Source organism: Streptomyces sp. RFCAC02, from assembly GCF_004193175.1.
In the GTDB taxonomy this organism is placed as follows: Bacteria; Actinomycetota; Actinomycetes; order Streptomycetales; family Streptomycetaceae; genus Streptomyces.
In genome coordinates, this window is the sequence record NZ_SAUH01000001.1 from 375947 (window position 1) to 389151 (window position 13205).

Consider the following 13205-nt stretch of genomic DNA (forward strand, 5'->3'; position numbering starts at 1 on the left):
AGCGGCCATGTCGCCGCGCGGAGAACCACCACGCTCACCGCGGCGCTCGCCGCCGTCCTCGCGCTGGCCGGGATGCTGGCCGCGCTGCTCATGGCACCACCGGCCAGCGGCACGGTGCCGCCGACCCCGGCCGGCTGGACGCTCCAGTGGAGCGACGACTTCAACGGCTCGGCGGGCTCTCTCCCCTCGAACGCGAACTGGCGGATCGACACGGGCCGCTCGTACCCGGGAGGCCCCGACGCCTGGGGCACCGGCGAGATCCAGACCTACACCGACTCGCCGTCGAACCTCGGTCTCGACGGCAGCGGCAACCTGCGCATCACACCGCTGCGCGACTCCGCCGGCAACTGGACGTCCGCCCGGATCGAGACGCAGCGGGCCGACTTCAAGGCACCGGCCGACGGCGTGCTGCGCATCGAGAGCCGCATCCAGATGCCGAACGTCACCGGTGACGCCGCGCTCGGCTACTGGCCCGCGTTCTGGGCGCTGGGCTCCCCCTACCGGGGCAACTACTGGAACTGGCCGGCCATCGGCGAGTTCGACATCATGGAGAACGTCAACGGCATCAACTCCGTGTGGGCCGTGCTGCACTGCGGCGTCAACCCCGGCGGCCCCTGCAACGAGACGAACGGCCTGGGCGCCAGCCGCGCCTGCCCGGGGGCGAGCTGCCAGTCGGCGTTCCACACCTACCGGTTCGAGTGGGACCGCTCGACGAGCACGGAGCAGCTCCGCTGGTACGTGGACGACCAGTTGTTCCACACGGTGAACGAGAGCCAGATGAGCGCGGCCCACTGGGCCTCCATGACGGAGCACGCGGGCTACTTCATCCTCCTCAACGTCGCGATGGGCGGCGGCTTCCCGAACGGTGTCGCCGGGTTCACCACGCCCACGGCGTCGACGGTCCCCGGCCGGTCGATGCTCGTGGACTACGTCGCCGTCTGGACGCGCGGTGGCGGCGGCACGACCGAGCCGCCCGTCGACGGCCCCACCCTGTACCTGCGGGACGGCGGCACGCTGAGCACGGCCACCGGTTCCGCGGCCACCACGTCCCTCACCTCGGCGGGCGGTACCAACCACGACGGAACGCCGTACCAGCAGCGGACGTTTACGGCGACGGGTGTCAACGGGCAGTACAACGGCGGCAGCACGGCGTTCGATGCGTTCGTGGATGCCGGGACCACGGTCGCGAACGGCCAGCAGGTACGGGTCTCCTACGACCGCACCGGTGACGGCAGTTGGGACCGTGTGGAGACCTACGCGTACTTCGCCACCGACCCGGTGCCCGGCTACGAGCACTACACGCAGGCCAGAGGGCTGAAATCGGCCACCGGCAGCCACGGCGATCTCGTGAACGGGCGGGTCCGCGTGGAGGTGTGGAACGCGATCGGCGCCGGCGCGAGCACCGTCGGCATCGGCAACCAGTCGTTCGTGCGCATCCCCTTCGGCTGACCCGGGCGGGCGTTTCCGGGCGTACGGGCGGGCACCTACGCCCGTACGCCCGGTGCCGGGTCAGGAGCCGGCAGGTAGATCACCACGTTGACGCCCGGGTGGTCGGCCGGTCGAGGGCACCACCGGGTACGTGCCGCGTGCCCGGGAGCGGGCGGTCTCGCCCGCGCTGCGCGTCTACGCGGCCTTCGCCCGGTCCGCGGACAGGGGAGCCGTGCGCGACGTGGACGCCGGCCACCGGAGCGCGGCAGGGACGACGGGCGGCGCCGCTCAGTCGTAGCGCCGGTCGGACGCCGTCGCGGCCGGCCGGACGGCTGCCGCGACGGCGTCGGCGAGCGGCGCGATGTCCCGCTCGCCCAGCGGGGAGACCGTGAGCCGCATGCCGGGGCCGCTGCGCAGGCGGAAGCGGGTGCCGGGGGCGGCGGCCCAGCCACTGTGGAGCAGCGCGGCGACGGCCGCCGTCTCGTCCGGGACGGGCACCCACACGTTCATGCCGCTGCGGCCGTGGGCGGTGACGCCGCGTCCGGCGAGCGCGGTGCGCAGCGCGTCGCGGCGCGCGCCGTAGGAGCGGGCGACGGCGCCGGGGTCGACGGCGTCGGTGCGCCACAGCTCCGTGACGGCGTGCTGCAGGAGGTGGCTCACCCAGCCGGGGCCGAGGCGCTGCCGGCCGCGGACGCGGTCGACGGTGACGGGGTCGCCCGTCCACACCGCGAGCCGCAGGTCCGGGCCGTACGCCTTGGCGGTGGATCGGACCAGCGCCCAGCGCGGGCCGTGTCCGGCGAGGGGGTGCAGGGGCAGGTCGACGATGCCGTGCCCGTGGTCGTCCTCCAGGAGGAGGGTGTCCGGGTGCGCGGCGAGCACGGCCCTGAGCGCTTCGGCGCGGCGGGCGCCGATGGCCGCGCCGGTGGGGTTCTGCGCGCGGGCGGTGACGACGAGGGCGCGCGCGCCGCCGGCGAGGGCGCGGGCGGCCTGGTCGGGCAGCGGCCCCTCGTCGTCCACGGGTACGGGCACGGGCCGCATGCCGAGGGCGGGGACGAGGTCGAGCAGGGCGCCCCAGCCGGGGTCCTCGACGGCCACGGCGTCGCCGGGGCGCAGCCAGGCGGTCAGGACGCGTTCGATGCAGTCGAGGGAGCCGGAGGTGACGGCGACGGGGCCGTCGGGTACGCCGTCGCGGTCGAACGCGGCGCGGGCGGCGCGGGCGAGACCCGGGTCGATGGAGGGGCCGCCGTACAGCATCGGGGAGCGGTCGGCCCGCGCGGCGGCCGCGGCCAGGGCCGGGCCGAGACGGGGCAGCAGGGCCGGGTCGGGGTTGCCGCCGGAGAGGTCGCGGGCGCCGGCCGGCACGGTGAGGCGCGTGTCCCTGGGGGCGCTCGCGGGCCGGGCGCGGACGCGGCTGCCGCGGCGGCCCGCCGTCTCGATGACGCCGCGGTCGCGGAGGGCGCGGTAGGCGGCGGCGACGGTGTTGGCGTTGACGCCGAGGCGTTCGGCCAGGTCGCGGAGGGGCGGGAGGGACGCTCCCGGGGCGAGACGGCCGTCGGCGACGGCCTGTTCGACGCTGGCGGAGATCTCGGCGGCGCCCCGCCCGTGGATCGGATATTCTCCTAGCACAAAGCAGAGTTTGCACTAGTTCAATCATGGACGCAACTCCGGAGAGCCCGATGAGCCAGACCGACACCGACCGCTACCTCCCCACCCCCCGGACGACACCCACCCGCGCCCGGCACCGCGTGGCCTACGACCGGGACCTCGTGCACGCCATCCTCGACGAGGGCTGGCTCTGCCACCTGGCGTTCGTCCGCGACGGTCTGCCCGCCGTCCTGCCCACCCTCTACGCGCGCGTCGGCGAGCGCCTCTACCTCCACGGCTCCACCGGCGCGCGCCCGGTGCGGGAGGCCGCGGCCGCGCCGGGCGGGATGCCCGTGTGCCTGACGGTCACCCATGTCGACGGGCTGGTGCTGGCGCGTTCGGCCTTCCACCACTCCGTCAACTACCGCTCCGTCGTGGTCCACGGCACGGCCCGGCCGGTCACCGACGCCGCCGAGCGCGCCAGGGCGTTCGACGCCGTCGTGGACCAGGTGGTGCCGGGCAGGTCCGCCGACTGCCGCCCGGGCGACGTGAAGGAGCTGGCCGCGACGGCGCTGCTCGCCGTCGATCTGGCCGAGGTCTCCGCGAAGGTCCGCGCCGGCGGTCCGATCGAGGAACCGGACGACCTGGACCTGCCGCACTGGAGCGGCGTCCTCCCCGTCCGGACGCAGTACGGGGCACCGGTGGCGGCCGACGAGGGCCGGCGGGTACCGCTGCCCGCGTACCTCGCGGCGTACGCCGGGCGCTGAGCCGGGGCGCCGCACCACCGCGGCGCCACCCGGCGGACGAATCCGGAGGGCGATCGCCGGGCAGCAGAACACCATGCTCCCGGCGCCGTGCTCCCCCGCGGCGGAGCGCGGTCCGCCCCCGCTCCGCCGCACGTCGGCGCCGGTGCGCGCGCCCGGCCGGGGAACCGGCCCCGCCGGCACCGCGTCTGACGGAGCAGCACAGGAGAAAGATCAGCCGCCCGGCCGGCTCCCCCCACAGAAGGACATCATGGCTCTTCAGCACCGCCTCCAGCACCGTCGCGCTCTCGCGCTGACCACCCTGACCGCGCTCGCCGTCCTCGCCGCCGGCGGCTGCGGCGAACAGACGGACGACTCGTCCGCCGCCGACAGCCCGTCCGCGCCCGCCGGGGAGGAGAGCGAGTCGCCGGGCAAGGAGCACACACCGGGCGACTCCGGCGGCACGGACTCCGGCGACGCGGCGGGCGGATCGGAGTCCGGCTCCGGGGACGACGCGCAGAACGGCGCGGAGGACGGCGGGGAGGAGGAGGGCACCACACCGTCCGACTGGTGCACCGGTGACCGCGTCAGCGCCGAGGTGACCGTCCTCGACTCCGGGGCCGGCCAGCGGCACGGCGCCCTGGTGCTCACCAACAGCTCCGACGCCGCCTGCCGCACCCAGGGCTGGCCCGGCCTCGAACTGACCGGTGCCGACGGCAGCGCCCTGCCCACCACGACCGTCCGCGACGAATCCCAGGAGTCCGAGCCGCTCACCCTCCAGCCGGGCGAGAGCGCCTGGTCGCAACTGCACTGGACCATCGTCGCGGGCGAGGACGACCCGGCCGACGGCACCTGCGGCCCCGAACCGGCCGGCCTCAGCGTGATCCCGCCGGACGCCTACGACGCCACCGTGGCCGAATGGGACCTGGGGCCGGTCTGCGGCCAGGGCACGATCGAGGCCCTTCCGCTCGCGCCGGGCACGGGCCCCGGCGCCTGATCCCGGCCGGGGCCGGGCGGGACGGCACGGCGCCGTCCCGCCCGGCTCAGGCCGTCGGCAGCCAGTCCACGCGGCCCGCCAGCAGGCCGTACCCCACGAAGGCGACGATGTCGATCAGCGCGTGCGCCACGACCAGCGGCATGACGCGCCCCCACCGCCGGTAGAGCCACACGAAGACGACGCCCATCGCGACGTTCCCGAAGAAGCCGCCGAGCCCCTGGTAGAGGTGGTACGAGCCGCGCAGCACCGCGCTGGCGGCCAGCACCGCGACCGGTGTCCAGCCCAGCCGGTCGAGGCGGTGCAGCAGGTAGCCGACGACGATGACCTCCTCCACGACCGCGTTCTGCACGGCCGAGGCGATGAGCACGGGGTACTTCCACCACACGTCGGGCAGCGACTCCGGGACCACCGTGAGGGAAGCGCCCGCCGCGTGCGCCCCGAGGTAGAACAGCAGCCCGGTGCCGCCGATCACGGCGGCGACGAGCGCGCCCCGCCCCAGGTCGGGACCCGGCCGCCCGGTGTCGAACCCGATGCCGCGCAGCCCCGGTCCGCTGTAGCCGCCGCCCCGCTCGCGCAGCAGGAGGTGGGCGACCAGCACGACGGGCACGAGGGCGGTGGCGATCCCGAAGAGCTGCCACGCCAGGTCGAGCCAGGGGCGGTCGGGTGCGCGGGAGCCGTTCAGGCCGGCGGTGGCGTCGCCGAGGCCGCCGGGCCGGGTGAGGACGCCGGTGAACGAGATGATCGAGCTGATGGCGCTCGCGCCCAGCGACAGCGCGAGGACCAGCAGCAGCTCGTGCCCCATGACGCGGCGGGGGACCGTACGGCCCGCCCCGTCCGGCGGTGCCGCGTCCGTGCGATGGCCACCGCGGCCGGTGTCCGGTGTCAGGTCCACTCCGCCTCCCGTCCGGCGCGGCGGCGCCCGGCCGCCGGCGCGCCGGACGGCGGGGTCACGCGCCGGTCGGCCAGCTGTGCACGGGGGCGTCCGTCCGCGACAGTTCGCAGTACCGGCGTACCAGCTCCGCGAGGGCGCTGTTACGGTCCGCTCCGTTCTCCACCATCCGGTGGTACACGGCAGTCTGCCAGCCCGCTCCGGTGACGCGGCGGCGGCACCGCTCCTCGATGACCGACAGGTACGCGGCGCGGTCGGGGGCCGCCACGCCCCAGGCGGCCAGGCCCCGCTCGGCGAGCGGCAGGAGGCGGTCGAGGACCAGTTCGTGCGCGGGGCGCGTGCCCTCGCCCGGCCAGGTCAGGCGGGCCTCGATGCCGTCCCGGCAGGCGGCCTCGAAGTTGCGCTCGGCGTCGGCGAACGCCAGCTTCTCCCACACCGGCCGCTCCTCGTCGGCCAGCGCGCGGACCAGCCCGTAGAAGAACGCGGCGTTGGCGACGGTGTCGGTGACGGTGGGGCCGGTCGACAGGACGCGGTTCTCCACGCGCAGGTGCGGGACGCCGCCGGCGACGTCGTAGACCGGCCGGTTCCAGCGGTACACGGTGCCGTTGTGGAGGGCGAGTTCGGACAGCCGGGGGATGCCGCCGGCGTCGAGGACGGCCATGGGGTCCTCGTCCGAGCAGACCGGGAGCAGCGCGGTGAAGTAGCGCACGTTCTCCTCGAACAGGTCGGTCACCGAGTCGATCCAGCGCTCGCCGAACCAGGTGCGGGGCCGCACGCCCTGGGCCGCCACCTCGGGCGGCCGGCTGTCGGTCGCCTGGAGGAAGAGCCGCGGCCGGGTCTCGTGCCACAGTTCGCGTCCGAAGACGAACGGGGCGTTGGCGCCGACGGCGATCTGCGCCGCCGCGGTGGCCTGGGCGGCGTTCCACACGGCGGGGAAGCGGTCCGGCGTCACCTGGAGGTGGAACTGCACGGAGGTGCAGGCCGCCTCGCAGGCGATGGAGTCGAAGGTCCGGTCGAGCGTCTCCTTGCCGGAGATGGTGAGGCTGATGGGCTCGCCGCGCGCCGCGAGGATCTGCTCGTTGAGCAGGGTGTAGCGGTCGTCGGACGAGAGCGCGCCGGGCCTCACCTGCTCCGGGGTGATCGTGGGCAGGACACCGATGAGCACGAGCCGGGCGTCGAATTCGGCGGCCATGCGGTCGGCGTATCCGACGGCGACGCGCAACTCCTCCGCCACGTCCGCGAACACATGCCCGTCGAGGGCACGCGGCAGCATATTGAGTTCGAGTGTGAATTTCCCGAGTTCGCTCTGGAAATCACGCGTGGCCATGCGCTTCAGCACATTGTCATTCACCATGCGCGGAGTGCCGCGCGAATCGGCGAGGCACAACTCGACCTCGACACCCATCAGGTCCCTTGGGCCGTCGAAGCGCTCCTCGCGCAGCATCCGCTGCAGCGCGTCGAGCCCGGTGCGGACCCGGGCGCGGAACCGCTGCCGCGCGGACAGGTCGAACCGGTCGGCCACGACTTCTGCCCCCATGGGCACCTCCTGGGTCGCATCGGCGTCGAACGGTGTTCCGATCCTGCCCCCGTACGGGGGGACCTAACACGACGGATGCGGGCCCGGCGGCCCGGCCGGGCATATTCCAAAGGCACTTGTCGCCCCACGGCGCCCGGTCCGGCGTCCTGATTTCTTCTTGTCGAAACATTACGGGTCGGCTACGTGAAACATGAGGAGAACTCCGTTCGGATAACCTTTCTCCACGGCGTGTCTCCTGTGAAGAGGCGACCTACTCCAAAGCGAGAGGCGACCCATCATGCCCTTGAACATTCACCCCGCGCCCCCCGGCGCGGAGCTCAGCGTCCGTGACGCACTTCTCGGTTCGGGCGCCAGGCTGCCCATTCCCCTGCAGCACCACCGCGCGGCGCTCAGGCCCGTGATGCCGCTGCCCGTCCACCAGTTGTCCCCGGTGTCCGGCCTGACCGTGCCGCCCAGGTCCCGGCTCGTCGGCTGGCGGTTCCTGCTGGAGCACGACGGCATCGCCGTGGGCGGTGCCCAGACCGACCTGACCGCGGGCGGCTGGGAGTTCTCCCACTTCACGGCGGGACCGTTCATCGCCTCGACCGTGCGGGCCGTGCGGCTGGCCGAGACCACGGCGGCCCTGTATCAGCCGAGACTGCTGTCCGTCCCGGAGCTGTACATGATGACCCTGTGGCTGCACGCCGAGCCGCGGGCCGATCCGGCGTCCGGCAGCCCCGAGCCGCAGGACCTGCTGGTGCCGCTGGCGCCGGCGCCGCCCGGCATCACCGCCGAGCGGCCCGCCAGGACGGACGCGCTGCTGCCGCTGCTGACCAGCAGGGGCGCGCCGCTCGGCCTGGCGAGCTAGCCGGGGTCCGCGGGGGCGGCGCGGGTCCTCCGTCAGCCCGCGTAGTCCTCGACCGGGGGGCACGAGCACTGGAGGTTGCGGTCGCCGAAGGCGCCGTCGATCCGGCGCACCGGCGGCCAGTACTTGTCGTGCCCGCCGAGGCCGTCCGCCCCGCCGGCAGTGCCCGTGCCGGCGGGGAGGACGGCCTCCCGCCTGCTGTAGGGATGGGGCCAGTCGCCGGTGAGCTGCTCGGCGGTGTGGGGGGCGTTGCGCAGCGGGTTGTCGTCGCGCGGCCACTCCCCCGACGCCACCTTGTCGATCTCGCCGCGGATGGCGATCATCGCGTCGCAGAACCGGTCGAGTTCGGCGAGGTCCTCGCTCTCGGTCGGCTCGATCATCAGCGTCCCGGCGACGGGGAACGACATGGTCGGCGCGTGGAAGCCGTGGTCGATCAGCCGCTTCGCCACGTCGTCGATGGTGACGCCGGTGGCCTTGGTGAGCGGCCTGATGTCGATGACGCACTCGTGGGCGACGAGCCCGCCCGGCCCGGTGAACAGGACGGGGTAGTACGGTTCGAGCCGTTTGGCGATGTAGTTGGCGGCGAGCACGGCCGTCTGCGTGGCCTCGCGCAGCCCCTCGGCGCCCATCAGCCGGATGTACGCCCAGGAGATCGGCAGGATGCCGGCGGATCCGAAGGGCGCGGCCGACACCGGTCCGACACCGCCGGCGGCGTCCTTCTCGCCGTCCCGCGTCGGGTCGAGCGGGTGGCCCGGCAGGTACGGCGCGAGGTGCGCGCGCACCGCGACCGGGCCGACGCCGGGGCCGCCGCCGCCGTGCGGGATGCAGAACGTCTTGTGCAGGTTCAGGTGGGAGACGTCCGCTCCGAAGCGGCCCGGGCGGGCGAGCCCGACGAGCGCGTTGAGGTTGGCGCCGTCCACGTAGACCTGGCCGCCGGCGTCGTGCACGGCGGCGCAGATCGCGGTGATGTCCTCCTCGAACACGCCGTGCGTCGACGGGTAGGTGACCATCAGGACGGCCAGTTCGTCGCGGTGCCGGTCGATCTTCTCGCGCAGGTCGGCGAGGTCGACGTCGCCCCCCTCGCCGGTCGCGACGACCACGACGCGCATGCCCGCCATGACGGCGCTCGCCGCGTTGGTGCCGTGCGCCGACGACGGGATGAGGCAGACGGTGCGCTGCGGCTGCCCGTTCGCGCGGTGGTGGGCGCGGACCGCGAGGAGGCCGGCGAGTTCGCCCTGCGAACCGGCGTTCGGCTGGAGGGAGACCGCGTCGTACCCGGTGATCTCGGCGAGGGCGGCCTCGAGTTCGCGGATCAGGGTCAGGTGCCCCCCGGCCTGCTCGGCCGGCGCGAACGGGTGGATGTCGGCGAAGCCCGGCCAGGTGATGGGCTGCATCTCGGCGGCCGCGTTCAGCTTCATCGTGCAGGAGCCGAGCGGGATCATGCCGCGGTCGAGCGCGTAGTCGCGGTCGGCGAGCCGCCGCAGGTAGCGCAGCATGGCGGTCTCGGAGCGGTGGCGGTGGAAGACCGGGTGCGTGAGGTACGCGCCGGTGCGCGCGAGCGCCGCCGGGATGGCGTCGGGCGTACGGGCGTCCAGCGCGTCGAGGTCGACCGGGCCGCCGTCCCGGCCGGCGGCGCCGAACGCGGCGAGGACGGCCGAGAGCTGCTCGCGGCCCGTCGTCTCGTCGCACGAGACGCCCACGTGGTCGGCGTCCGTGAGGCGGAGGTTGACGCCCGCGGCGCGCGCCGCGGCCACGACGGCGCCGGCGCGGCCGGGCACACGGGCCGTCACCGTGTCGAAGAACGCGCCGTGCACCACCTCGACGCCGCCCTCCCGCAGCGCGGCGGCGAGCAGCGCGGCGTACCGGTGCGTGCGGCGGGCGATGCGGGCCAGCCCGTCCGGGCCGTGGTGGACGGCGTACAGCGCGGCCATGACGGCCAGCAGCACCTGGGCGGTGCAGATGTTGCTCGTGGCCTTCTCGCGCCGGATGTGCTGCTCACGGGTCTGGAGGGCGAGCCGGTACGCGGGGCGGCCGGCGGCGTCGCGGGAGACGCCGACGAGACGGCCCGGCAGGTTGCGGGCGTACGTGTCGCGGACCGCCATGTAGCCGGCGTGCGGGCCGCCGAAGCCCATCGGGACGCCGAAGCGCTGGGTCGTGCCGACCGCGATGTCGGCGCCGAGCTCCCCGGGCGGCGTCAGGAGGGTGAGGGCCAGCAGGTCGGCCGCGACGGCGACGACGGCGCCCATGCCGTGCGCCGCCTCGATCAGCGGCCGCAGGTCGCGCACGGCGCCCGACGCGCCCGGGTACTGCGCGAGGACGCCGAACACCCCGCGCTCGGCGGCGTCGGCCGGGATGCCGTCGGCCAGCGGCGCGACGACGACCGCCACCCCCGCCGCCTCGGCGCGGGTCCGCACCACGGCGATCGTCTGCGGGAGGCAGTCCGCGTCCACGAGGAACACGCCGTCCCGCACCTTCCCGACCCGGCGGGCCAGCGCCATGGCCTCGGCGGCCGCGGTGCCCTCGTCCAGCAGGGAGGCGCCGGCGGTCGGCAGCCCGGTGAGGTCGGCGACGACCGTCTGGAAGGTGAGGAGGACTTCGAGCCGGCCCTGCGAGATCTCCGGCTGGTAGGGCGTGTACGCGGTGTACCAGGCCGGGTTCTCCAGGACGTTGCGCTGGATGACGGGCGGCGTGAACGTGCCGTGGTACCCGAGGCCGATCATGGAGTGGGCGACGGTGTTCCGGCCGGCGAGGTCCCGCAGTTCGGCGAGGACGGCGGCCTCGTCACGGGCGGCCGGCAGCCGCAGCCCCCCGGTCGCGCGGACACTCTCGGGGACGGCGGCCGCGGTCAGGTCGTCGAGCGAGGCGAACCCCACCCGGGCGAGCATCTTGGCGCGGTCCCCGGCGTCGGGACCGATGTGCCGGGCGGCGAACGGCGCTCCCGCCTCCAGGTCGGCGAGCGGGGGACGGCTGACGGGGCTGGCGGTCATCGGGGAGGCTCCTCACGGTCGCATGACCTCGGGCGCCGGGCGGCACCGCCCGGCCTGCCTCCCCCTCTGTCATCCGGCGCGCCGCCGGACCTGAGAGCTTCGCCCGGCGGTCGCCCGCCCGGCTTGCACCGTCGGTGAGGACGGTCCGCCCGCCGTGCGCCGGGGGCCGTCCTGCTTTCCAGAGTGGTCTGACTCGCGCGGTACTGGGGCCTGAGAGATTCCGGGGAGGATTTGCTCCTTCGGCGCCCGCCGTCCGTCCGACGCCGGGACTCTCCCGCACGAGGTCGACAACCGGTTTCGAGCCTACCAGCGGCTCCCCGGGCGGGTCCCGGGGGAACCACTCGACTGGCCAGCGGGCGGAATGTGCCCTTCTCTAGGTGGTAGGAGCCCTTCGGTACGACGGGCCGCCGGCGTCCGGCGGCCGCCGGACCGTGCGCGGCCGGCGTGACCAGTTGGAGGAAGCGTGCAGACCGACATCGACCCCCGCAGTCTGATCGGGCGCAAGGCCCTCGACCGTGACGGCGCCAAGATCGGCACGGTGGACGAGGTGTACCTCGACGACGCGACCGGGGCGCCCGAATGGGCGGCGGTCCGGACCGGGTTCTTCACCCGCGACGCGTTCGTCCCCCTGGAGCCGAGCGAGCTGGTCGACGACCACCTGCGGGTGCCGTTCGAGCGGGCGCTGATCCGCCGGGCGCCGGACCTCGGCGTCGGCCGCCACCTCTCGCCCGAGCAGGAGCTGCAGCTGTACCACCACTACGGGCTTGACGTGCCGGGGATCGCGCCGCCGCCCGACGCGGACTTCGGGCGGCTGGCCGCGCCCGACGGCGGCGTCGACGACCGCTGATCCGCCACCAGCGGCAGCGGCTCGGAGCGGGTCAGCTCCGGGTCGTCCACGCGGAACGTGAGGGCGCGGCCCGGCGGGCCGCCCGGGCGCTCGAACCGCACGGTCACGCGCCCGACGCCGCTGCCCTGGACCCAGCCCGGTCCATGACGCGCGTGCGTCACATCGATGCCCGGCAGCCACACCCGTTCGGGCGCGTGAGGTTCCGCCGGCGGGTCCGCCGCGGCCGGCTCCCCGCCCACGGGCACGGGCTCCGCCTCCCCCGTGCTCCGCACGGCCGCCTGCGCGAACAGGTCCTCCTGCGTGAAACCGGCCAGCCCGCTCACCCCGACGCCGAGGAGCCGCACGCCGTCCGTCGTGTCCACGCCGTCCAGGAGACGGGCGGCGGCCTCCCGCACGACCGCCGGGTCGTCGGTGGGTCCGCGCAGCGTCTCGGAGCGCGTCAGGGTCGTGAAGTCGTATCGGCGGACCTTCAGCACCACGGTGCGCCCCGAGCGGCCCGCGGCCCGCAGCCTGGCCGTGCAGCGGTCGGCGAGCCGGGCGACCTCCAGCCGTACCCGGGCGCGGTCGGTGACATCGGTGTCGAAGGTGTCCTCGACCGAGACGGACTTGGTGTCGCGCTCGGCGACGACCGGGCGGTCGTCCCGGCCCATGGCCATCGCGTGGACGGCCTGCCCGTGCGCCCTGCCCAGCAGCCGCACCAGCTCGTCGGCGCCCGCGTCGGCCAGCTCGCCCACCGTGTGCAGACCGGCGCGGCGCAGCGCCTCGGCGGTGGCGGGGCCGATGCCGGGGAGCGTGCGCACGGGCAGGGGGGCGAGCAGGTCCCGTTCGGTGCCGGGCTCGATCAGCACGAGCCCGTCCGGCTTGGCCAGCTCGGAGGCGATCTTCGCGAGCATCTTGGAGCCCGCGAGCCCGACGGAGCCCGTCACCCCCGTGCCGACCGCGATGCGCCCGCGCAGCTCCTCCCCCACCGCACGGGCCTCCGCGGCGGTGCCGGCGGCGCCGCCGGCCGCGAGGTCGACGAACGCCTCGTCCAGGCTCAGCGGCTCCACCAGCGGCGACAGGGCCGCCAGCAGGGCCATCACGCGCTCGCTGATCTCCCGGTAGACCGTGAAGCGCGGCACGAGGAAGGCGGCGTGCGGCGTACGGCGGCGGGCCTGGGCCGTCGGCATGGCCGAGTGCACGCCGAACCTGCGGGCCTCGTAGGAGGCGGTGGCGACGACGCCGCGCGGCCCGATCCCCCCGACGACGACCGGTTTCCCGCGCAGGCTCGGCTTCGCGGCCTGCTCCACCGAGGCGTAGAAGGCGTCCATGTCGAGATGGAGGATCGTCGGGCTGCCGCGCACGCCTTC

10 protein-coding genes and 1 riboswitch are annotated in these 13205 nt (G+C 74.9%); of the genes, 5 read left to right on the plus strand and 5 right to left on the minus strand.

Annotation, left to right across the window (positions count from 1 at the left end; genetic code table 11):
• The first annotated feature begins 72 nt into the window (after positions 1-72).
• Entirely contained in the window at positions 73-1449 is a 1377-nt protein-coding gene (locus tag EMA09_RS01630; RefSeq protein ID WP_240796611.1) for a glycoside hydrolase family 16 protein, read from the plus strand.
• A gap of 267 nt (positions 1450-1716) precedes the next feature.
• On the opposite strand, the gene EMA09_RS01635 is transcribed toward EMA09_RS01630, so the two are convergent.
• On the minus strand, positions 1717-3054 hold the full coding sequence (locus EMA09_RS01635) for an aminotransferase class I/II-fold pyridoxal phosphate-dependent enzyme (RefSeq protein ID WP_129838161.1): 1338 nt from the start codon (positions 3052-3054) through the stop codon (positions 1717-1719).
• A 50-nt stretch (positions 3055-3104) separates the two neighbouring features.
• Here EMA09_RS01635 and EMA09_RS01640 point away from each other — a divergent pair, with 50 nt between their 5' ends.
• Together EMA09_RS01640 and EMA09_RS01645 are read left to right on the plus strand one after the other, a co-directional pair.
• A complete protein-coding gene (locus tag EMA09_RS01640) occupies positions 3105-3779 on the plus strand; it encodes a pyridoxamine 5'-phosphate oxidase family protein (protein WP_129838163.1) in 675 nt (224 codons plus the stop codon).
• Positions 3780-4026: 247 nt separating this feature from the next.
• Positions 4027-4752 (plus strand): DUF4232 domain-containing protein, encoded by a 726-nt coding sequence (locus EMA09_RS01645; protein ID WP_129838165.1) that lies wholly within the window; start codon positions 4027-4029, stop codon positions 4750-4752.
• Positions 4753-4798: 46 nt separating this feature from the next.
• Here EMA09_RS01645 and EMA09_RS01650 read toward each other — a convergent pair whose 3' ends face one another.
• Both EMA09_RS01650 and EMA09_RS01655 read right to left on the minus strand, forming a co-directional pair.
• Complete coding sequence (locus EMA09_RS01650) at positions 4799-5554, minus strand: CPBP family intramembrane glutamic endopeptidase (protein WP_129843777.1); 756 nt, start codon at positions 5552-5554, stop codon at positions 4799-4801.
• Positions 5555-5699: 145 nt separating this feature from the next.
• A complete protein-coding gene (locus EMA09_RS01655; RefSeq protein ID WP_129838167.1) occupies positions 5700-7178 on the minus strand; it encodes a glutamate--cysteine ligase in 1479 nt (492 codons plus the stop codon).
• A gap of 277 nt (positions 7179-7455) precedes the next feature.
• On the opposite strand from EMA09_RS01655, the gene EMA09_RS01660 reads away from it, so the two are divergent.
• The gene (locus EMA09_RS01660) at positions 7456-8025 is read left to right on the plus strand and encodes a hypothetical protein (protein ID WP_129838169.1); all 570 of its coding nucleotides are present in this window, start codon (positions 7456-7458) and stop codon (positions 8023-8025) included.
• A gap of 32 nt (positions 8026-8057) precedes the next feature.
• On the opposite strand, the gene gcvP is transcribed toward EMA09_RS01660, so the two are convergent.
• Positions 8058-11009 carry an aminomethyl-transferring glycine dehydrogenase gene (gene gcvP, locus EMA09_RS01665; protein ID WP_129838171.1) on the minus strand — a complete coding sequence of 984 codons (2952 nt, stop codon included), beginning with the start codon at positions 11007-11009 and terminating at the stop codon, positions 8058-8060.
• 188 nt (positions 11010-11197) lie between these two features.
• Positions 11198-11296: riboswitch (glycine riboswitch) on the minus strand.
• A 176-nt stretch (positions 11297-11472) separates the two neighbouring features.
• On the opposite strand from gcvP, the gene EMA09_RS01670 reads away from it, so the two are divergent.
• Positions 11473-11856, plus strand: a complete 384-nt coding sequence (locus EMA09_RS01670; protein WP_129838173.1) for a PRC-barrel domain-containing protein — start codon at positions 11473-11475, stop codon at positions 11854-11856.
• Here the strand turns inward: EMA09_RS01670 and EMA09_RS01675 are convergent.
• Positions 11766-13199 (minus strand): DNA polymerase IV, encoded by a 1434-nt coding sequence (locus tag EMA09_RS01675; protein ID WP_129838175.1) that lies wholly within the window; start codon positions 13197-13199, stop codon positions 11766-11768. The genes EMA09_RS01670 and EMA09_RS01675 overlap by 91 nt on opposite strands.
• Positions 13200-13205 lie beyond the last annotated feature (6 nt).